At 73.5% G+C, this 20374-nt stretch carries 19 protein-coding genes, 3 tRNA genes and 1 pseudogene; 11 read left to right on the top strand and 12 right to left on the bottom strand.

Features of this window, described 5'->3' with window-relative positions; all coding sequences use genetic code 11:
- The first annotated feature begins 10 nt into the window (after positions 1–10).
- On the top strand, positions 11–895 hold the full coding sequence (locus IG69_RS0104150; RefSeq protein ID WP_211250963.1) for an alpha/beta hydrolase: 885 nt from the start codon (positions 11–13) through the stop codon (positions 893–895).
- A gap of 13 nt (positions 896–908) precedes the next feature.
- On the opposite strand, the gene IG69_RS0104145 is transcribed toward IG69_RS0104150, so the two are convergent.
- Positions 909–1877: an aldo/keto reductase gene (locus IG69_RS0104145; RefSeq protein ID WP_030526914.1), complete on the bottom strand. Its 969-nt coding sequence runs from the start codon at positions 1875–1877 to the stop codon at positions 909–911.
- Positions 1829–2980, bottom strand: a complete 1152-nt coding sequence (locus tag IG69_RS0104140) for a lysylphosphatidylglycerol synthase transmembrane domain-containing protein (protein WP_084696570.1) — start codon at positions 2978–2980, stop codon at positions 1829–1831. Before IG69_RS0104140 ends, IG69_RS0104145 begins: the two co-directional genes overlap by 49 nt.
- Positions 2981–3148: 168 nt before the next feature.
- Here IG69_RS0104140 and IG69_RS22440 point away from each other — a divergent pair, with 168 nt between their 5' ends.
- Positions 3149–3604: an ROK family protein gene (locus IG69_RS22440; RefSeq protein WP_030526912.1), complete on the top strand. Its 456-nt coding sequence runs from the start codon at positions 3149–3151 to the stop codon at positions 3602–3604.
- Between the two features lie 29 nt (positions 3605–3633).
- Here the strand turns inward: IG69_RS22440 and IG69_RS0104130 are convergent, their stop codons facing one another.
- Positions 3634–4506 (bottom strand): DUF72 domain-containing protein, encoded by an 873-nt coding sequence (locus IG69_RS0104130; protein ID WP_245616074.1) that lies wholly within the window; start codon positions 4504–4506, stop codon positions 3634–3636.
- Between the two features lie 79 nt (positions 4507–4585).
- Here IG69_RS0104130 and IG69_RS0104125 point away from each other — a divergent pair, with 79 nt between their 5' ends.
- From IG69_RS0104125 to IG69_RS22010, 4 genes and pseudogenes are all read left to right on the top strand, one after another.
- Positions 4586–5434: an SDR family oxidoreductase gene (locus tag IG69_RS0104125; RefSeq protein ID WP_030526910.1), complete on the top strand. Its 849-nt coding sequence runs from the start codon at positions 4586–4588 to the stop codon at positions 5432–5434.
- A gap of 388 nt (positions 5435–5822) precedes the next feature.
- Positions 5823–5966: pseudogene (locus IG69_RS23085) on the top strand (helix-turn-helix domain-containing protein); the annotation flags it as partial.
- A gap of 46 nt (positions 5967–6012) precedes the next feature.
- Positions 6013–6267, top strand: a complete 255-nt coding sequence (locus tag IG69_RS22890) for a hypothetical protein (RefSeq protein WP_051750212.1) — start codon at positions 6013–6015, stop codon at positions 6265–6267.
- Between the two features lies 1 nt (position 6268).
- A complete protein-coding gene (locus IG69_RS22010) occupies positions 6269–6445 on the top strand; it encodes an SDR family oxidoreductase (RefSeq protein WP_211250978.1) in 177 nt (58 codons plus the stop codon).
- A 183-nt stretch (positions 6446–6628) separates the two neighbouring features.
- Here the strand turns inward: IG69_RS22010 and IG69_RS0104110 are convergent, their stop codons facing one another.
- Positions 6629–6931, bottom strand: coding sequence for a helix-turn-helix transcriptional regulator (locus tag IG69_RS0104110; protein ID WP_036829040.1), 303 nt, complete (start codon positions 6929–6931; stop codon positions 6629–6631).
- A gap of 32 nt (positions 6932–6963) precedes the next feature.
- Between IG69_RS0104110 and IG69_RS0104105 the strand changes: the two genes are divergently transcribed.
- From IG69_RS0104105 to IG69_RS0104090, 4 genes are all read left to right on the top strand, one after another.
- Positions 6964–10908, top strand: coding sequence for a putative inorganic carbon transporter subunit DabA (locus tag IG69_RS0104105; protein WP_157577348.1), 3945 nt, complete (start codon positions 6964–6966; stop codon positions 10906–10908).
- Entirely contained in the window at positions 10905–11759 is an 855-nt protein-coding gene (locus tag IG69_RS0104100; protein ID WP_157577347.1) for a DUF6671 family protein, read from the top strand. The genes IG69_RS0104105 and IG69_RS0104100 overlap by 4 nt, the downstream gene beginning before the upstream one ends.
- A 573-nt stretch (positions 11760–12332) precedes the next feature.
- Positions 12333–12650 carry a Rieske 2Fe-2S domain-containing protein gene (locus tag IG69_RS0104095; protein WP_030526906.1) on the top strand — a complete coding sequence of 106 codons (318 nt, stop codon included), beginning with the start codon at positions 12333–12335 and terminating at the stop codon, positions 12648–12650.
- A gap of 26 nt (positions 12651–12676) precedes the next feature.
- Positions 12677–13012, top strand: a complete 336-nt coding sequence (locus IG69_RS0104090; RefSeq protein WP_030526905.1) for a cupin domain-containing protein — start codon at positions 12677–12679, stop codon at positions 13010–13012.
- Positions 13013–13352: 340 nt separating this feature from the next.
- Here IG69_RS0104090 and IG69_RS0104085 read toward each other — a convergent pair whose 3' ends face one another.
- The 8 genes from IG69_RS0104085 to IG69_RS0104050 form a co-directional block, all read right to left on the bottom strand.
- Positions 13353–14027, bottom strand: a complete 675-nt coding sequence (locus IG69_RS0104085; RefSeq protein ID WP_030526904.1) for a (Fe-S)-binding protein — start codon at positions 14025–14027, stop codon at positions 13353–13355.
- A gap of 162 nt (positions 14028–14189) precedes the next feature.
- Positions 14190–14266 (bottom strand) — tRNA-Phe (locus IG69_RS0104080).
- A gap of 49 nt (positions 14267–14315) precedes the next feature.
- Positions 14316–14389: transfer RNA gene (locus IG69_RS0104075), tRNA-Asp, on the bottom strand.
- Positions 14390–14407: 18 nt separating this feature from the next.
- Positions 14408–14480, bottom strand: a tRNA-Glu gene (locus tag IG69_RS0104070).
- A gap of 120 nt (positions 14481–14600) precedes the next feature.
- Positions 14601–15017, bottom strand: a complete 417-nt coding sequence (locus IG69_RS0104065; protein ID WP_030526903.1) for a GntR family transcriptional regulator — start codon at positions 15015–15017, stop codon at positions 14601–14603.
- On the bottom strand, positions 15014–16069 hold the full coding sequence (locus IG69_RS0104060; protein WP_030526902.1) for a PHP domain-containing protein: 1056 nt from the start codon (positions 16067–16069) through the stop codon (positions 15014–15016). The genes IG69_RS0104065 and IG69_RS0104060 overlap by 4 nt, the downstream gene beginning before the upstream one ends.
- A 76-nt stretch (positions 16070–16145) precedes the next feature.
- Positions 16146–17357 carry a cysteine desulfurase-like protein gene (locus IG69_RS0104055; protein WP_030526901.1) on the bottom strand — a complete coding sequence of 404 codons (1212 nt, stop codon included), beginning with the start codon at positions 17355–17357 and terminating at the stop codon, positions 16146–16148.
- Positions 17358–17451: 94 nt separating this feature from the next.
- Positions 17452–18888 (bottom strand): GuaB1 family IMP dehydrogenase-related protein, encoded by a 1437-nt coding sequence (locus IG69_RS0104050; protein WP_030526900.1) that lies wholly within the window; start codon positions 18886–18888, stop codon positions 17452–17454.
- Positions 18889–19092: 204 nt separating this feature from the next.
- Between IG69_RS0104050 and IG69_RS0104045 the strand changes: the two genes are divergently transcribed.
- Positions 19093–20349: a DUF445 domain-containing protein gene (locus IG69_RS0104045; protein WP_030526899.1), complete on the top strand. Its 1257-nt coding sequence runs from the start codon at positions 19093–19095 to the stop codon at positions 20347–20349.
- Positions 20350–20374 lie beyond the last annotated feature (25 nt).

Genomic DNA, 20374 nt, shown 5'->3' with positions numbered 1-20374 from the left:
AACCACGCGCGTGACCCTCCTCGACGACGTCCGTGCGCTCGCGATGCAGGTCTCGGCGCGGTTCACCGTGCGCTACGGCGAGCCGCTGCGCTTCGCGGGCAGCGACCTGCCGGCCCCGCAGCGCCTGCGCGTCCCGACGCGCCACGGGCCGGTGCGGGTCGACCTGTACCGCCCGCCCGGCGTCGAGGCGCCTCCGGTCGTCGTCCACTTCCACGGCGGTGCCTTCGTCATGCGCTACCCCGAGATGGACGACTGGTGGTGCCGCTACCTGGCAGCGACCGCCGGCGTCGCGGTGGCGAACGTGGACTGGTCCGTCGGTCCGCAGGCGCGCTACCCCGTCGGCCAGGAGGAGGGGCACGACGTCGTCGCCCACCTCGCGGCGGCGGGGCACGAGCACGGCCTCGACGGCACGCGCCTCGTCGTCAGCGGCTTCAGTGCCGGCGGTCAGGTGGCCGCCGCGGTCTGCCTCATGGCGCGCGACGCCGGCTCGTGCGCGCCGGTCCTGCAGGTCCTCGGCGTCCCCGCGCTCGACCTCGCCTCCGACGTCGAGGACCGCCCGGGCATGGTCGACCCGGCCCTGCGCCGCCTCGTCCGCCGGGTCTACTTCCCGGACGTCGCCCGACGCGAGGAGCCCTACGCCTCACCGCTGCTCGCGCCCGACCTCGCCGGCCTGCCGCCGACCGTCGTCCTGACCGGCGAGCGCGACGCGTTGCGACCGGACGGCGACCGGTACGCCGCCCGGCTGCGCGCCGCCGGCGTCGACGTGCTCCACGACGTGACGCCGGGCGCCGACCACTACTTCCTCACCGGCGACCCGGCGCGCGCCCGGCTGACCATGCAGATGGTCGTGGCGCGCATCCAGGAGGCCTGCGCGGCAGGCGTGCCCGAGGCCTGACCGGCGACGGCGGTCAGAAGCCCGTCGGCCGCCGCGGCGTGTAGGCACGCTCGAGCGCGGCCACCTCGTCGTCCGTCAGCTCAAGGTCGAGCGCGGCGACGGCGTCCGGCAGGTGGTGCGGCTTGGTGGCCCCGACGATGGGGGCGGTGACGACCGGGTTGCGCAGCACCCACGCCAGCGCGACGGTCGACATCGCCACCCCGCGCTCGCGCGCCACGGCCTCGACCGCGCCGACGATCTCGCCGTCGCCGTCCTGGTAGAGCCGCTTGCCGAACTCGTCGGTGTCCGACCGCCCGGTCTGCTCGCCCCACGGCCGCGCGAGCCGCCCGCGCGCCAGCGGGCTCCACGGCAGCGCGCCGAGCCCCTGGTGCTCGAGCAGGGGGAACATCTCCTGCTCCTCCTCACGCATGAGCAGGCTGTACTGGTCCTGCATCGTCACGAAGCGGGTCCAGCCGCCCAGGTCCGCCGCGTGCTGCATCGTCGCGAGCTGCCAGGCCCACATCGACGACGCCCCGATGTAGCGAGCCTTGCCGGCGCGCACGACGTCGTGGAGGGCCTCCATCGTCTCCTCGACGGGGACCTCGGGGTCGAAGCGGTGGATCTGGTAGAGGTCGACGTGGTCGGTCTGCAGCCGGCGCAGCGAGGCGTCGAGCTGCTCGAGGATCGCCTTGCGGGAGAGGCCACTCCCGCCGGGGCCGTCGTGCATCTTCCCGTGCACCTTGGTGGCCAGCACGATGTCCTCGCGGCGGCTGTACGTCCGGATGGCCCGCCCCACGAACTCCTCGGACGTCCCTGCGCTGTAGACGTTCGCGGTGTCCCAGAACGTGATACCGAGCTCGACGGCCTGCCGGAAGAACGCTCCGGACGCCTCCTCGTCGAGGGCCCACGGGTGGTAGCCGCGCGAGCCGTCGGCGTAGCTCATGCAGCCGAGCGCTAGCCGGCTGACGGTGAGCCCGGTGCTGCCGAGGCGGGTGTACTCCATCGAGGTGCTCCTTCGGTCGGGATGCTCCCCGCATCATGCGCCCCGACCACCTCCACGGCGGGCGCCGGGTGCACGCCGACCGCACCGTGGACGCGCCGAGCCGCGCGGCGGTGCGCGAGCCACCACCCGCCGAGGGCGAGGCCGCCGACCGGTACCTCCATCCCGACGACGAACGCGCGGTAGAGCAGCACCCCCGCGGCGGCCGGCGCGGCGGGGGTGCCGAGCGCGGTGAGCGCTCCGGCCATCCCGACCTCGACGACCCCCGTCGCGCCCGGCGTGATGACGAGCATCGACAGCAGCCGCTCGACGACGAAGGCCGACGCGACGAGCAGCGGCGCCGCCGGCGCCCCCACCACGACGAGGCACGCCCACAGCAGGAGCGCCTGGAAGAGCGCGTACAGCACCTTGGCCCCGAGCATCCGCGCCCAGCCGCGACGCACGAGGTCGGCGCTCTCGGCGCGGAAGCGGGCGCCCCGCTCACCCCAGCCCTCGGGGGCCGCCGGCACCCGGCGGTGGCGGGCGGCGAGGCGGTCGAGCGCGCGACCGGCCCGCCGCACGGCCCGGTCGTCGCGTCCGACGAGGACGACCCCGCTGAGGAGGACGAGGAGCAGGAGCAGGCCGAGCGCCCCCGGGACCGCCAGGCGCGCGGTGCCGCGGTCACCGGACAACGCGAACCAGCAGAGCACGACTCCCGGCAGGAGCAGCTTGACCGCCGTGTCCGCGAGGTTGGTCACGAGCGCCCAGCGCCCGAAGGCGGCGGAGCCGAAGCCCCAGCCGCGGGCCATCCGCCAGTTGACGACCGTCCCCGCGGCGCCGCCGAGCGGCAGGAGGTTCGAGACGCACGAGCCGGACAGGTTGAGGAGGAGGGCGCGACGGTGGCTGAGGCCCGGCAGGGCCGCCGTGAGCGACGGGGTGTGCACCCACAGGCCCGCCAGCCACAGCACCGTGAGGAGCCCCAGCTGCAGCGGGCTCGGGTGGGTCAGCGCCTGCGCGATGGGCCGCCACGACGTCCCCGCCACCCGCGGCAGCGCGAGCGCCAGCACCGCGGCGGCGGCCGCCGTCCCCAGGCCCAGCCGCAGCCCCGGACCCCACATCCTCGTCATGGTCCCCACCGTGGCGTGCCTCCTGCCGCCCGCACATCAGGGGTGACCCGGACATCGACCCCGGCCCACCGTAGCGAGGTGGGGGTCCGGGTTCACGGGATTTCCGTCGTGTCGCGCCGGCCCGCCGGCGGCCCGGGCCGGCCCGTCCTACCTCCTAGGGTGGGCGATGTGGAGCCGGGTGACGCAGTGCTGGTCGTGGCCGACGTGGGTGGGACCAAGGCCCTCCTGCGGGCGCTCGCCGCGGACGGCTCGATGGTGGCGGAGATCCTCGAGCCGACCGGCCCGGGCACGACCGGGGAACGGCTCGACCACCTCGTGGGCGAGGTCGTGCCGGAGTATCCGAGCACGCGCTCGGTCGCGGTCGCCGTGCCCGGGCTTGTCGACCCCGAGGGCCGAGTGGTCGTCTCGGACGTCCTGCCGCTCCTCGCCGGATGGCGACCACGGCCGACGGCCGCAGGAGCGCCGGTGGTCGTCAACGACGTCCGCGCCGCGCTCGCGGCGGCCCGTGCCGCGGCGCCGGCGGTGCGCGACCTCGTCGTCGTCGTGGTCGGGACCGGCATCGCCGCCGGCGTCGTCAGCGGGGGGTCCCGGGGTCTGGCGGCGGGGGCGTCCCCGAGGGCATAGATACCCCCCGGGGTGTGCAATCCGAGGGGTCAGGGACGGTGCGTCACCGGGACGTGGTGGTCGCCGAGGCGGGCGATGAGCCGGACCGCGTCGTGCGGCGCGTGGCCTCGCGCGTCGTTGTCGAAGAAGACGACGACGTCGTGGTGCTGCGCCCAGCCGCGGCAGCGCTCGGCCCACCGGTCCAGGGCGGCGTCGGAGTAGCCGCTCGCGTAGAGCTCGGTGTCGCCGTGGAGGCGGACGTACACGAGGTCGCTCGTGACGGCGTCGGCCGTCGGCCAGCGCCCGGCGGTGTCGGGCACCACCGTCGCGACGTCGTGGCGGCGCATGAGGTCCGCCGCCTCGTCGGTGCAGAACGTCGCGCTGCGGAACTCGAGGGCGTGCCGGATACGACGCGAGGCCAGCCCGCGCGGGGCCCGGGTCAGGGCGCGGGCCTCGGGGACCTTGGCGTCGTGCCGCCGGGCGAGCGCGGCCGCGTCACCGACGGTGCGGGGGAGGAGCGCGAAGAAGTCGGCGAGGAGCGCGGCGTCGTACTCCTGCCGCTCGGGCAGCTGCCAGAGCACCGGGCCGAGGGTGGGTCCGAGCGCCAGCACGCCCGAGGCGAAGAAGTTGGCGAGCGGCACCTCGACGTCGCGCAGGCGCTTGAGGTGGGTGACGAACCGGCCACCCTTGACGGCGAGCTCGACGCCGTCGGGGACCTCCTCCCGCCAGTGCGCGTAGGTCGTCGGCCGCTGCAGGGAGTAGAACGAGCCGTTGACCTCGAGGGCGCCCATCCGCTCGGCGGCGTACCGCAGCTCCTCGCGCCGGACCAGGCCGCGGGGGTAGAAGTCCCCCCGCCAGCGCGGGTAGGTCCAGCCCGACGTCCCGACGCGGATGCGTCCTCCGCGCGCCTGGTCCACCGTCACCCCGGGCACCTACCCGGAAGGTTCGACGGTCACACCGGCGCCCTCCCCCGGAGGCTGCGGGCGGGTCTACGCTCCGGCCATGTCGCGTCGCGAGGTCGCCCTGGTCACCGGTACGTCGAGCGGGATGGGGCTGGCGACCGCCGTCGGCCTCGCGAGGGCCGGCCGCACCGTCGTCGCGACGATGCGCGACACCGGACGGGCGGACCGGCTGCGGGCGGCGGCCGAGGCGGCGGGCGTCGAGCTCGACGTCCGGGCGCTGGACGTCACCGACGCCGACGGTGCCCGGGCCGCGGTCGAGGGGGTGCTGGCCGACCACGGGGGCGTCGACGTCCTCGTCAACAACGCCGGCCGCGGGGCGGTCGCGACGCTCGAGCAGCTGACCGACGCCCAGCTCCAGGAGCAGCTCGACGTCAACTACCTCGGCGTGGCGCGGATGACCCGCCTCGCCCTCCCCGCGATGCGCGCCGCCGGCCGCGGGCGCGTCGTCACCGTCACGAGCGTCGGCGGCGCGGTCGGCCAGCCGTTCGCGGACGCCTACTGCGCGGCGAAGTTCGCCGTCGAGGGCCTCATGCAGTCCTTGGCTCCCGTCGTCGCCCCGTTCGGGGTGACGGTGAGCATCGTCGAGCCGGGCGCGGTCGCGAGCGACTTCACCGGCAACGTCCACCGGGCCGACACGGGCGGGGGTGACGCGGACGCCGACGACCCGTACGCCGAGCTGCTCGCCGCCTACCTGCGCCGCACCGCCGGTGCCTTCGACGACGCACAGACCTCCGAGTCCGCGGCGGCGGTCATCGTCGAGGCAGCGACGACGGACGCACCCCGCTTCCGCTGGCAGACGACCGAGCAGGCCTCCGCGTTCGTCGGCCTCTCGCTGGCGGACCTCGACGGCAGCCGGGTGCTCGGCGCGACGTCGACCTGGCTGACCTGAGCCCGGGCACGACGACTCGCCGGGGACGACAAGAGCCGCAGCCCGGGGTGCGGACTGCGGCTCGTGGTGGTGGCCAGGGGCGGGGTCGAACCGTCGACCTTCCGATTTTCAGTTCGAGATGGGGTGTCCCAGAGTTGCTCTCGACGTGCGTTCTGTGCTCGGCGGACGCCTGAATCGTGCGCGTGGAGACCCAACTGTCCGGGCTCCGGTTAGCAAAGTGTGAGCAACGCGCGGGGTGGACCCATCTGCCGGTCGGGATCGGCTACCACCTGTCGGGCCGACGAGCAACCGGCTCCCAGTGTCCATAACGCCACGGCCGGACGCTTGTGGACGTCCCCGGCCAGCTCCCGTGACCACACGGGAAGGCCTCGAAGAATAGGGGAGAACCATGGAGGAGAAGATGCTTTACAAGCTGACGGATGTCGCGGCTGCGCTGAGCGTGAGCCGCACCAAGGTGTACGAGTTGGTTCGCAGCGGCGCCCTGCCCTCGGTCCGCATCGGTGGCTCTCGGAGAGTCCGCGGCGAGGACCTCTCGGGCTACGTCGACTCACTGGAGCGGCGGTGCGAAGTGGCCCCACATGGGTCCCTGGAACCTCGGGATCGGGCGGTTCCGTGTGGTGGCCGTCCTGTGCCTGGCCGCGATGGCGCTCATCTTCATCGTGGGCGTTCAGGCACCCAACGACTACGCACTCCCGATCACGGTCGGGTTCGTCGTACTCGCCCTCGTGGTCTGGCTCGCCCTTGAGCGGCGTCGGTTCGAGGGGCCACCGACCGGTGACCTCATCGCCGCTCGTGAGGCCGCGATCCATCGACACACCGCACGGGCGTCGTGAGGTGGAGCTGCTCACGTCGTGCGGCGTGGACGTGTCCGACGAGGTGATCGCCTCTCAGCAGGGACGCCTGTGTAGACCCGAGGAGGTCGCGAGGGCGACGCTCTTCTTGCTGAGCGATGACGCGTCGTTCGTCAGCGGCGCCCAGCCGTTCGTCGACAACGCGTTCACGGCTGTCTGATGTGAGCGGTCCTCAGCGCCTCCGTTGGGAGGCCTGCAGCGCCGGGGTGCAAGCCTCTGGATCGGGGTGCCGATCCCAGACAGGGGGGCGTGGTGACCAGCCGGAACCACCAACTGCCAGCTCCCTGACCTGGCCGTTGACTCGTAGAGTCCAAGGACGCAGCGAGGTACCTCGGAGTCGGCCTCACATGGGTGGTTGCGGAGCGTCGAAGATGGCGAGCAGGGCCGCGACGGGGACCGTGGACTCCGCGGGGTGTCGCAGGTGCATCTCGGGGTCGACCCGGTAGACGGTCCGGCGGCCCACCCGGGTCCGGGTGAGGTAGCCGGCCTCCTCGAGGTCGCCGAGGATCGAGAGGGTGGCGCGCTCGGTGATGCCCACGAGGTCGGCCAGCTCCCGGACCCGGCAGTCGGGGGTGCGGCTGAGGGCCACGAGCACGTGTCCGTGGTTGGACAGGAACGTCCAGCGCCGACTCTGTTCGGTGTCCATCGCCCGACGATATCCACGCGTGCTCGACATGCGTGGACGTCTCTCGACTAATGCAGCTTAATTCATGTATAACTCTGCATGTGTTTGGGTTTCTCACCGCGCGCCTCGTCGCCCTCGTCGGTTCTCTCCTCGGGCTCGCCGCCCTCGCCCCTGCGATCCGGGACCGGCCGCTGTCGGGCGCGGTCGCACTCGGCCCCTTCGCCTGGCACTGGCGCCTGGACGTCGCGGCCGCGGTGTTGCTCGTCTTCGTCGCGGCACTCGGCTGGGTGGTGGCCCGGTTCTGCGCGTCGAACCTGCGCGGACGTCCCGGAGGCCGCACCGAAGCGCTGCTCTGCCTGACGCTGGTCGCACTGGCCGCGATGGTGACCAGCGACGACCTCGTCGTCCTCGCCGCGGGCTGGACGGTGAGCGGCCTGGCCGTGACCGGACTCATCGCCCGCAGCGGCACGACACGAGCCCCCGACGCCGCGCGCTTCGTGCGGCGCCACCTCCTGCTCGGCGACACCGCCCTGTGGCTGGCCGTCGGGCTCCTGGCCTGGTGGTTCGGAACGAGCCGGCGGAGCGGGCTGGCGCAGGTCGACCCCGGCCAGCAGGCCGACCTCGTCGCCGTCCTCGTCGCGCTCGCCTGCCTCACCCGCAGCGCCCTCGTCCCGGCCCATCGGTGGCTGCAGGAGACCGCTGAGGCTCCATCGCCGGTGTCGGGTCTGCTGCACGCCGGGATCGTCAACGGCGCGGGGGTGCTCGGGGTGCTCACCTGGCCGCTGCTGGCCGCGAGCCCCGGCGTCCTGCTCGGCCTGCTCGTCATCGGCGGACTGACCGTGGCGGTGGGCGCGTGGGCGGGATCCGTGCGGCGTGACGTCAAGGGCCGGCTGGCGTGGTCGACGACGGGGCAGATGGGGTTCATGACCGTCCAGCTGGGTCTCGGCCTGCCGGCCATGGCACTGATGCACGTCATCGCGCACGGGTCGTACAAGTCGTGGCTGTTCCTGCGCGCCGGAGGAGCCGTCGACCGCCGTCGCCACCGGTGGCGGACGAGCCACCGGCCCCGGCGACAGACGTTGCTCGCGCTCGTGGCGCTCACTCTCGTGGTCGGCCCGGGTGCGCCCGCCGCGGGGTCCATCTTCTCCTCCGTCGGTGCCGCGGCCATCGTGCCGATGCTCCTCGGCGCCTGCGCGGCCGCCGCCGGTGGCTGGCACGCCGGCGCCCTGGAGCGGGTGCCGACACCCCTTGCCCTCGCCGTCGCCACGCTGAGCGGTCTCGTCGGCGCCGCGTACCTGTGGCTGCTCAGGGGGTGGGAGCGGCTACTGGAATCGGCTCTCCCCGTGACGACGGTGTGGTCTGGGGCCGCGGGGGTCGCGGTGGTCGGGGGGGTGCTGCTCGCGGGGGGCGTCGTGCTGTGGGTGTTGCGCGAGGTGCAGCGAGACCCTTTGGGCCGCAGGGCGACCGCGCTGCTGCCGTTCTCGCTGGGGCCCGGGCGGGTTTCGCGCCGACGGCTCGCGTCGTCGCACGTGGCGGCGCTGGCCGCGGCGGCCGAGCTGGGACCGGAGGACGACCGGCGGGTCGTCGAGAGCGTCGAGCGGGCCGCCGCGACGACCGGTCCGGGGTGGCCGCTGCGCTCGATGGTGGCGGCCAACCCCTTGTCCGGGCTCGAGCACCTTCCGGTACCGGAGGCCCTGGCCCGGGGGGAGGCTGTCCACGGCGTCCGGCTGCGCCCGGCTCTCGAGCACTACCTGGCGCTCCACGCCGAGGGCCGCATCCGGGACGAGCACCTGGTCGCCGCACTCGCCGTGGCGCCCCCGGGGCACCCCGCGGATGTCGGCGACCTCCTCAGCGCTACGTCGAGATGGCGCGGGCCCGGGGCGTCGAGGGCGGGAGATGCGACTCCGGAGCCCGGGAAGCGCCGCCTGCTGGACCGGGTGGCGTCACCGACCTGGGCTCGGCGGGCCATCGAGCACGAAGGCGTGTGGCTGCTCCACGCATGGGCCGACACGCCGACGTCGAACGAGGTCGGACCCGGTCCCTTCGTGGTGTGGCGGGAAGCGGCGCACGACCCTGTCTACGACCGGGTGGCCCGGGTGGAGGGCGCGGCCGAGTGGGTGGCGCAGCTCCCCACGGACCCCGCTCGGGCCGTCGGCGTGCTGGCCAGCGTGCTGGGGCTCGACCCGACGGAGCTGGAGGAGTACGTCACCGACCTGTTCTCCGCCGGTGCGGGATGGAGCGCCCACGCCGCCTGGCGGGCCCGCGAGGCCGGCACCGTCGAGCCGCTCGTCGAGCTCGTCGCCCTGCGGATGGCGCACGACGTGCTCTTCGCGAGCGCGGTCGAGCCGTCGGGCCCGTCCTCGCTCGTGCCACCCGCGGGCCGGTCGCGAGTCAGCCCGGTCACCGCCGAGGAGGCCGACCTCGCCGCGATCTGGCAGGACGCCCTCGAGCTCGGCGAGCAGTCCAGGCTCGTGGAGGGGCTCGACCTCGACGGGCCCGACGGCGACGACCTCACCGGCGGTCGGCCCGCGAGCCAGTCCCTGTGGTGCATCGACGTTCGTTCCGAGCGAGTCCGACGGCACCTGGAGGCGGTCGGTGACCACGAGACCTACGGCTTCGCCGGCTTCTTCGGCGCCGCGCTCCGTCACACCGACGCCGACGGGACGACGAGCGACCGGTGCCCCGCCATCCTGGAACCCGCGCTGCAGGTCACCGAGGACGGTGGGCCGCTCCGGCTGAGCCAGGCCCTGCACCGCGCCGCGACCTCGGTGAGCCGGCACCCCCTGGCCGCGCTCGCCGTCGCGGACGGTGGGGGGATCCTCTGTGGGCTGACCAGTCTGGCGACGCTGATCCGTCCCGACCTCGTGCGTCGACTGACCCGGTCGGTGACGACGGACGAGACGCTGCCGGGTCGGGACCCTGCTCCCGCCGAGCGGGATCTACCGGACCTGCCCGTGCAGGAGCTGCTCGAGCTCGCACACGGTGCGCTGACGGCAGTCGGGCTGGTCGACCGCTTCGCACCCGTCATCCTCGTGTGCGGCCACGGTGCCACCATCGAGAACAACGCGTTCGTCTCGGCCTACGACTGCGGCGCCTGTGGTGGCCACTCCGGAGCCGTCAACGCCACGATCCTCGCCGCCGCGCTCAACGACCCCGAGGTGCGCATCCAGCTGTCCGCGCGCGGGGTCCGGCTGCCGGACGACACCGTCGCGGTCGCAGCCCTGCACGACACGACGACCGACGGCATCCGGATCCTCGGTCCCGGTGCGCCCATGAGCCTGCTGCGCGACCTCCACTTGGCGGGGGAGGCGGCGGGACGAGAACGACTGGGCGACCTCCCGGGCGGCGGTCGCTCGCGAAGCCCCCAAGTGCTGCGCCGGCGCGCCGCCGACTGGTCCGAACCCACGCCTGAGTGGGGCCTCGCCGGGAACGCCGCCCTCGTGATCGGACCCCGGAGCCTGACCCGGGGCACCCCATGGGGAGGAAGGGTCTTCCTGCACTCCTACGACCGGCGGCTCGACCCCGGCGGAGAGATCCTTGCACTGCTGCTCACCGCACCGCTGGTCGTGGCGCAGTGGATCAACGCCCAGTACCACTTCTCCACCGTGGCGCCCGAGCTCTTCGGCTCCGGGGACAAGACCACCCACAACGTCGTCGGTGACGTCGGAGTCCTCACCGGCGCACGGGGCGACCTGCGCACCGGCCTGCCCTGGCAGGCGCTCGCCCGTCATCCCCTCACCTCCGGCTCCACCGACGGGCTCGTGCACACGCCCGTCCGGCTCACGGTCATCGTCGCCGCCGACCCGGAGGCGATCGGCGGCGTCGTCCATGGCCACGACGGTCTGCGCCGCCTGGTCACCGGGCGTTGGGTGACCCTCCTCGCCGTCGACGACGGACGGGTCCTCACCCTCGGTCACGACCTCGCCTGGCGTCCCTTCCCCACCTCACTCGCCATCCTGCCCGGCGTCGCGCCGGCGACCACCACGGAGTACGCATGAGCACCGTCTTGCTTCCCAGCACGTACCACTGTCGACCCGTCGCGATCGCCACCCGGCACCAGAAGGAGGAAGTCCTGCGCACCGTGCTGTCGAGGGCGGGGCTGCACCTGATCCCCCTTCGGGTGGACACCGACTCGCTGGGGACCTTCAGCGGCGAGGTGCCTCGACCCGCCGGGATCATCGAGACGGCCGTGCTCAAGGCGCGGCTGGGCGCCGGCTCCAGCGGGCTCGCGCTCAACCTCGCCTCGGAGGGATCGTTCGGCCCCGAGCCGGACACCGGGTTCGTCGTCATCCAGCGGGAGGTCGTCGTCCTGCTCGACACCGACACCGACGTGGCGGTCGCCGGACGGGCCTGGGGGCTCGCCCCCTGGGTGCGCGCCTGGGTGCTCGAGGTCGACGAGGACCCCGTCGAGAGGATCGGGGGGCTCGACCTGCGCGAACACCGGCTCATCGTTCGTCCCGACACTGACAGGCCGCCCGCCGATGCCGTCACCAAGGGTGTCGCCGACGCCGACGAGCTGAGGGCTGCCGTGGCCCGGCTCGCCCGGGACCATCCCCGGGTCCGCATCGAGACCGACCTGCGTGCCCACATGTGCCCCACGCGTCATCTCGTGATGGTCCGCGCCGCCCAGGACCTCCTGCTCAGGCTCTCCAGCCCGTGCCCCTCGTGCGCCGCCCCGGGCTACGGTGTCGAGGACGTCGTGCGCGGCGCGCCGTGCCGCGACTGCGGCACCGCGACCGACGAGGTCCTCGCCCTCGTACACCGGTGTCCGCACTGCGGCGCGACGAGCACGCGGTCGGCCGAGGCCGCAACGGCCGACCCGGCGCGGTGCCCCTCCTGCAACCCCTGAGGTCTTCCTCGCGCCCTGACCATGACTACCCGGATCGAGACGTATCGGGCGTCGTGAGGGAGCGGGCCAAACGGCGTGTTGGCGCAACCGCGACGGCGCGGCGTCGATGACACCATGAAGCGGCGTGTGGCCCCCAGTCACCCCGGCGGGTCCGGTGGGGCTTGGTCCATGACGGGAAATCGGCGTGCCGAGGCACGGGCTATCGGACTGTCCTGGGGTGCGCTGCTCGGGGGAGCAAACCCGAGAGGCAGGTCCGTACGACCGTCTGCGGGCTCCTTGCATGACGTCCTCGCCGAGGCGGCTTCACCCCGCGGCCCGGCGCCCCGGGGCCGGTGGACGAGATCCGCCTGTACAACTGTCCGTTCCGGGAGTTGGCCGAGAGCCGCAGCCAGCTCGTCTGTGCTCTGCACGCCCGGATCCTCAAGGGATCGTGCACGGCGACACCCCCCCCGCCTCCGGGTAGCACGGATGTCGCGCTCGTCCCCTTCGCCACCCCGACGACCTGTGTTGTCTGTCTGTCACCGCGGTAGTGACCTCTCGGCCACCCGGGAAGGGCCACGACCCGCCGTCCGGGTGGCGTCCATCGGGCAGATCCCCTTCGGTGGCGGAGTCTCCGTCGGCCGCGACGTCACCGGTGCCGTCAACGACATCGCCGTACTGCGGGACGGTGACGGGCGGGTGTGGGCGACCGACGACACCTGTACGCACGAAACCGCGTCGCGGGCACACGGGTGGGTCGAAGACGGTACGGTCGAGTGCCCGCTGCACGGCTCGACCTTCTCGCTGTGGACCGGCAAGGTGCTCTGCCTACCGGCCACCCGCGACACGGTCGTGTACCGGGTCGAGGTGATCGACGACGAGGTGTACGTCCACGTCGATGGAAGGCCGTAGTCAACGGTCGTGAGGAAGGGCAGCACATGGACAGCACGTCACTCACCGCACTGGGCGACGAGGTGCTCGCCGTCGCTCGAGAGAGCGTGGCCGGTCGTGCCTCGCGCACGATCCACGGTGGTCACGACCGGATGCTTCGCGAGACGGTCATCGCCCTCGTCGCGGAGCACGAGCTCGCCGAGCACGAGAGCCCTGGTGAGGCCACCCTGCAGGTCCTGCGAGGACGGGTCCGACTCCGCACCTCGGGCGGAGAGCGTGAGGCGGGCGCCGCCGACCACCTGGTCATCCCCCCACGTCGGCACTCGCTCTTCGCGGTCGAGGACTCCGTCGTGCTCCTCACCGTAGTCAAGCCGTTGTCATGAGCGACTCGGCGGGGCGGGCGTCCGACAGCGTCGCGGACCTCCAACGACTGATCCGCTGGGAGGAGTCCGGGGGTGTCTGGGAGGTGGCCACCCGGGGCCCGGAAGGGACGACGTTCGCACTCCTGCGATGTGACGCAGGTGAAGAGATGGACCGGTTCACGACGACCGACCGCGCCACCCTGGCCTACGCCGAAGGGCGGACACGGTCCGACCACCCTGCACCGTCAAGACCGAACCGGGACGGGTAGACGCGTGGGTGCCCGAGGCGTTCACGTCCCGGATGGTCAGGTCACGAGCGTGACCCCACGCGAGTCGTTCCGACTCGACGATCTCGTGTCTGTCAGTCGGGACTGCCAGCCTGCTGCGCCCGGATGGTGTCCCGGAACAGCTCGGCGAGGTGCCGGGGCTGTCTGTCGGTGAGGTGCTGGATCTGCTCGCGGCAGCTGAACCCGTCGGTGACGATCTGGGTGCCCGCCGAGGCCGCCCGGATCCGCGGCGCCATATTCCGCTCGCCGACGCGCACGGACACGTCGTACTTGCTCGCCGAGAAGCCGAAGGACCCGGCGAGGCCGCAGCACCCGGCGTCCATCACCTCGGCGTCGACACCCATCCGCCGGAGTAGGGCCACCTCGGCATCGGTGCCCAGGGCCGCGACGTGGTGGCAGTGCATCTGCACGAGGGCATCGACCGGGAGCCGCGGGGGCTGGTAGCGCTGGCGCTCGAGGAACTCGGAGAGGATGAAGGTCTGCTCCGAGAGCCGCCGGGCGTCCGCGTCGTCCGGGAAGAGGCCGACGAGCTCGTCCTGGAAGGCCGCGACGCAGTTGGGCTCGACGCCGACGACGGGCACGCCAGCCCGGATGTCGTCGCGCAGGATGTCGAGAACCTGGCGCCACAGGCGTTCGGCGGTGGTGAGCATGCCGGCGTCGTACAGCGGCCGGCCACAGCAGAGGGGCCGGGAGGGCAGCGACACCGTGTAGCCGACGTGCTCGAGCACCTCGACGGTCGCCTCGAGCACCGAGGACTCGACGTAGGGCGATTCATCTCACCCGTGCCGCCCCGACGACGGGCTGCGGGCTCTGGAGGTACCGTTGTGGGCGGCTGTGAGCAAACTGTGAGCATGCGCGAATCCTGAGGAGTCGCGATCACTCTGCAACAACTTTGTGACCTGCGGGTTTGCTGGTGGCCAGGGGCGGGGTCGAACCGCCGACCTTCCGATTTTCAGTCGGACGCTCGTACCAACTGAGCTACCTGGCCTGGACCTGCACGGAAGGGCCGGACGTATCCGGCCCCTCTCGTGAAGGAGCGACCCCGACGGGACTCGAACCCGCGACCTCCGCCGTGACAGGGCGGCGCGCTAACCAACTGCGCTACGGGGCCTTGGCTGGTGCAAGACCGTATCCCCAACGGGATTCGAACCCGTGCTACCGCCGTGAAAGGGCGGGGTCCTGGGCCGCTAGACGATGGGGACCCGACCTTCGTCGGACCCTCTCCGTCGCACAACCCGGGATCGGATCCGTCGAGGACTCCGAAAGCATAGGGGAGATTCCCGCGACCACCAAAACGGGGTCCGGCCGGGGCCGGAGGGGCGTCAGCGCAGGTGCCCGAGGGCGTCCCGCACGAGCGCGACGGCCGCCTCGTCGGTGAGTCCGGCGGCCCGTGCCGCCCGGGCGAAGTCGGCCGCGGCCAGCCGCATCGCGGGGTCCGGGACGGATGCCCCGCCGCGTGCGCCGCCCCCGCCGCGGGGCGCGACGACGGTCCCGAGGCGTCCCCGGGTGACGACGAGGCCGGCGGCCTCGAGCTCCTTGTAGGCCCGCGCGACGGTGTTGGCGGCGAGACCGAGCTCCTCGGCCAGGCCGCGGACCGTCGGCAGCCGCGTGCCCTCGGCCAGGCGCCCGTCGCCGACGGCCTCGGCCAGCTGGGTGCGCACCTGGTCGAACGGCGGTCGCGCGCCGTCGTGCTCGACCCGTAGGACGCCGCCGAGGGCGGTCGTGACGCGCCCGCTCACCGCCCGACCCCCGTCCACTCCAGGACCTGCTCGACGTCCCACGTCGTGACGATGCGGTCGGCCGGCACGCCGAGACGCTCGGCCCGCTCGCACCCGTACGCCTTCATGTCCAGCTGCCCCGGCGCGTGCGCGTCGGAGTCGATGCTGAACAGGCAGCCGATCTCGAGCGCGAGGGTCACGAGCTCGTCCGGCGGGTCGCAGCGCTCGGGGCGGCTGTTGATCTCGACGGCGGTGCCGTGCTCGGCGCAGGCCTCGAACACCGCCCGGGCGTCGAACTCGGACTGCGGGCGCGTGCCGCGCGATCCGGTGACCAGCCGCCCCGTGCAGTGGCCCAGCACGTTGACCCGTGGGTTCGACACCGCGGCGACCATCCGCCGCGTCATCGGGTCGGCGTTCATCCGCAGCTTGCTGTGCACCGACGCGGTGACGAGGTCGAGACGGCCCAGCATCTCGTCGGTCTGGTCGAGCGAGCCGTCGTCGAGGATGTCGACCTCGATGCCCTTGAGCAGTGTGAACTGGCCTGCGAGCGAACGGTTCACGCCATCGGCGATCTTCAGCTGCTGCCGCAGCCGTTCCACCGTCAGGCCGTTGGCCACGCGCAGCTGCGGGCTGTGGTCGGTGAGCACCATCCACTCGTGCCCGGTCTCGATGCCGGTCAGCACCATCTCGTCGATGGGGGAGCCGCCGTCGCTCCAGTCCGAGTGCAGGTGGCAGTCGCCGCGGAGCATCCCGTAGAGGTCCTCGCCGCCGTCGACGAGCGGGCCCCCGGACTTCTCCTGGAGCGACGCCAGGTACTCCGGCACCTCGCCGGCCACGGCCTCGGCGATGACGCCCGCCGTCGACTTCCCGATGCCGTCGAGCTCCTGCAGCGTTCCGGCAGAGGCGCGCTCGCGCAGCTCGTCGTCGTCCAGCGTCCTCACGCGCTTCACCGCGTTGCGGAACGCCTCGACCCGATAGGTGCCGGCGCGGGTGCGCTCGAGCAGGAAGGCGATGCGGCGCAGCGCGTCGACGGGGTCGACGGGAGCCTCCAGCGGCTCGAGCAGGGCGACCATGCCGTCGATGCTGTCACAGCCGCGGCACGGCCGGACGGGACGCGACGGCCCCGTCCGGCCGGGCAGGGGGCCGACGTCAGCAGACGTCGTCGAGCGCGCTGAGCAGCCGGTCGACGTCCTGGCGGTTCGTGTACGGCGCCAGGCCGACCCGCACGCCGCCCGCGTCGCCGAGGCCGAGGTGGCGGCTGCACTCCAGCGCGTAGAAGCTGCCCGCGGGGGCGTTGACGCCGTGGCTGGCCAGCGTGCGGCGCACGTCCTGCGGGTCGCGGCCGGTCACCGTGAAGAGGAGGGTCGGCGTCCGGCGGGCGGCGTTGGACCACACCTGCACACCGCGGCGGCCGCGCAGGGCCGGCTCGAGGCGGGCGAGCAGCCCCTCCTCGTACTTCTCGAGGGCGGCCATCGACGAGCGCAGGCGCGCCCGCCGGGTCTCGGGCGTCACCGGGGTGTCGAGGTCGTCGAGGCCGGCGAGGAAGTCGACCGCGGCCGTGGCGCCGGCCAGCAGCTCGTAGGGGAGCGTCCCCAGCTCGAAGCGCTCGGGCACGTCGTTGCTCGAGGGCAGCAGCTTGTCGGGGTGCAGCGACTCCAGCAGCTCCGGGTCGGCCGCGAGGACGCCGCAGTGCGGCCCGAGGAACTTGTACGGCGAGCAGGTCCACACGTCCGCCCCGAGCGCGGCGACGTCGACCGGGACGTGGGCGGTCGCGTGCACGCCGTCGACCCAGTGCAGGGCGCCGACCGCGTGCGCGGCCGCCGAGATCGCGGCGGTGTCGGGACGGGTGCCGATGAGGTTGCCCGCCGCCGTCGTCGCGACGAGCCGCGTGCGCTCGCTGAGCACGGCCTCGACGGCGGAGGTCGGCATCTCGCCCGACTCCGGGTCGAAGTCGACCCAGCGCACGGTCGCACCGACCGCCTCGGCGACCTGGACCCACGGGCGGATGTTCGAGTCGTGGTCGAGCCGCGTGACCACGACCTCGTCGCCGGGACCCCAGCCCTTGGCCATGGCCCGGGCCAGGTCGTAGGTGAGCGTGGTGGCGCTGCGGCCGTGGACGATGCCGCGCGGGTCGGCGCCGAGGAGGTCGGCCATCGCCTGCCGGTAGGCGACGACGACGGCGTCGGCGCGGCGCTCGGAGGAGGTGACGACGCCGCGGTTGGAGATGGCCGAGGTCAGGGTGTCGGCGACGGCGCGGCCGACGACGTCCGGCACCTGGCTGCCGCCGGGGCCGTCGAAGTGGGCCGCCCCCTCGACGAGGGACGGGAAGTGGGAACGGATCCGCTCGACGTCGTAGGCCATGCACTCATTTTCGCCCATCGGCGACGCCGCACGGTGCGCACCCTCCCGGCCGATGACCGGCTGTCCGAGGGGTGGGCGCGCACCCGGGCGGGGCTCACCAGGAGGTGTGCAGCGGCCGCCCCTCGGCGAAGCCGGCCGTGCTCTGGATGCCGACCGTCGCCCGCTCGTGGAACTCCTCGAGCGAGCGCGCGCCGGCGTAGGTGCATGCGCTGCGCAGGCCGGCGACGATCTGGTCGATGACGTCCTCGACGCTCGGGCGCGCGGGGTCGACGTACATCCGGGCGCTGCTGATGCCCTCCTCGAAGAGGGCCTTGCGGGCGCGGTCGTACGCGCTCTCGGTGGCGGTGCGGTTGCGCACGGCCCGGGCCGAGGCCATCCCGAAGGACTCCTTGTACTGGCGGCCCTGCTCGTCGGTGTAGAGGTCACCGGGGGACTCCAGCGTCCCGGCGAACCACGAGCCGACCATGACGTTCGACGCGCCGGCGGCCAGGGCGAGCGCGACGTCGCGGGGGTGGCGGACGCCGCCGTCGGCCCAGACGTTCTTGCCGAGCTCGCGGGCCGCCGTGGCGCACTCGAGCACCGCGGAGAACTGGGGGCGGCCGACCGCGGTCATCATCCGGGTGGTGCACATCGCGCCCGGGCCGACGCCGACCTTGACGATGTCGGCACCCGCCTCGATCAGGTCGCGCGTGCCCTGCGCGGAGACGACGTTGCCGGCCACGACCGGCACCCCGAGGTCGAGGGCGCGCACCTGGCGCAGCGCCTCGATCATCTTCTCCTGGTGGCCGTGCGCCGTGTCGATGACGAGGACGTCGGCGCCGGCCTCGGCGAGGGCCTGCGCCCGCTCCGCGACCTCGCCGTTGATGCCGACGGCCGCCGCGATGCGCAGGCGGTTCGAGGCGTCGACCGCGGGGGAGTACAGGTGCGCGCGCAGGGCGCCGGCGCGGGTCAGCAGGCCGACGAGCGTGCCGTCGGGGGCGATGACCGGGGCGAGACGTCGGCGGGCGTGCGAGAGGACGTCGAAGGCCTTCTCGACGTCGACGCCGTCGTCGAGGGTCACCATCTCGCGGACCATGACGTCGGCGAGCTGGGTGAACCGGTCGACCCCCGTGAGGTCGGTCTCGCTGACGATGCCGACCGGGCGGTCGCCCTCGACGACGACGGCCGCGCCGTGCGCGCGCTTGTGGAGGAGGACGAGCGCCTCGCCGGCGGTCGTCGTCGGCGCGAGGCTGATCGGGGTGTCGTAGACGAGGTGGCGCGACTTCTGCCACGCGATGACCTCGCGGACGACCTCGACCGGGATGTCCTGCGGGATGACGGTCAGTGCGCCGCGGCGGGCGGTCGTCTCGGCCATCCGGCGGCCGGCGATCGCCGTCATGTTGGCGACGACGAGCGGGATCGTCGTGCCCGTGCCGTCGGTGCTGGCGAGGTCGACGTCGAGCCGGCTCGTGACCGACGAGCGGTTCGGCACCATGAAGACGTCGTCGTAGGTGAGGTCGAGCTGGGGCATGAGGCCGTTGAGGAACTGCACGGGTCCAGCGTAGGCGCGCCCGCCCGCCCGCCACCTCGCCATCCCGCCCGACCCCCCCGGAGTCGAGTGCGCTCGCGGCTGCCCCAGCGACCGCCGGCGCCCTCGACCCAGCGAGGCGCGGGGGACCCCTGGCGTCGAGGGCGGAGGTGGTCGTCCTGACCACCACTTCCGCACTCGACACCGACGTCGGGCAGGATCGGCTGGGTGAGCCTCATGGCGGAGTCCCCGGCCGACGCGCGGCGCCGCACGGCGCTGCGCCGGATGCGCCTGGTCGCGCTGTCGTTGCTGCTGCTCGCGGCGGTCGTCTTCCTCGCGACGCTGCGCCTGGACCACGCCGGCGTGTGGGGGTACGTCAACACCGCGGCCGAGGCGGCGATGGTCGGCGCGCTCGCCGACTGGTTCGCCGTCACCGCCCTCTTCCGGCACCCGTTGGGCCTGCCGGTGCCGCACACGGCGATCATCCCGCGGCGCAAGAACGAGATCGGGCGCAACCTCCAGGAGTTCGTCACCGAGAACTTCCTCACCGTCGAGATCGCCCGCGAGCGGCTCGCGGCGGCCGACGTGACCGGCCGGGTCGGCCGCTGGCTCGGGGTCGCGCGCAACCGCCGACGCGTCCTCAGCGAGGTCGTCCGGGTCGCGCGCGCCGGCCTCGGCCGGCTCACCGACGACGAGGTGCGCTCGCTCGTCGCCGACGTCCTCGTGCCCCGCCTCGTCCGCGAGCCGGTCAGCCCGATCGCCGGCGCGCTGCTCGAGGGGGTCGTCGAGGAGAGCACCCACCACGGGCTCGTCGACCTCGGCCTCGAGCAGCTGCACGACTGGCTGCGCGAGAACCCCGGCACCTACGCCGACGTCCTCGGCAGCAAGGCGCCGTGGTGGACCCCGCCGTGGCTCGACGACCGCGTCATCACCTGGACCTACGACCAGGTCCTCGCCTGGCTGCGCGAGATCCGCCGCGACCCGCGCCACCCGGCGCGCCTCGCCCTCGACGACCTCCTGCGCCGACTCGCCCACGACCTCCAGCACGACGCCGACGTGATGGCGCGCGCCGAGTCGCTCAAGGAGCGCCTGCTCACCCACCCGCAGGCCGCAGAGACCGCGGTCGGGCTGTGGCGCTCGTTCCGCAGCTCGCTCGAGACGGCGATGGACGACGAGCGCTCGTACTTCCACACCCGCGGCGACGAGCTGCTCGAGCACCTCGGCGCCCGGTTGGAGCACGACCCGGAGTGGAAGGCCGTCGCCGAGGCGCGCCTCGGGGAGGCGGTCTCGTTCGTCGTCTCGACCTACGGCGAGGAGCTCGCCGAGGTCATCTCCGTCACCGTCGAGCGCTGGGACGCCCGGGAGGCCTCCGAGCGCATCGAGCTGCACGTCGGTCGCGACCTCCAGTTCATCCGGATCAACGGCACGGTGGTCGGCGCCCTCGCGGGCCTCGTCATCCACGCGGTCGCGCAGCTGCTCGGATGACCCCGGCGGGCGCCCGGCTGGGATG

The organism is Phycicoccus jejuensis, assembly GCF_000720925.1.
Taxonomy (GTDB): domain Bacteria; phylum Actinomycetota; class Actinomycetes; order Actinomycetales; family Dermatophilaceae; genus Phycicoccus; species Phycicoccus jejuensis.
The sequence above is the reverse complement of the archived record's forward strand: the minus strand, read 5'-3'. Positions and strand labels throughout refer to the sequence as shown.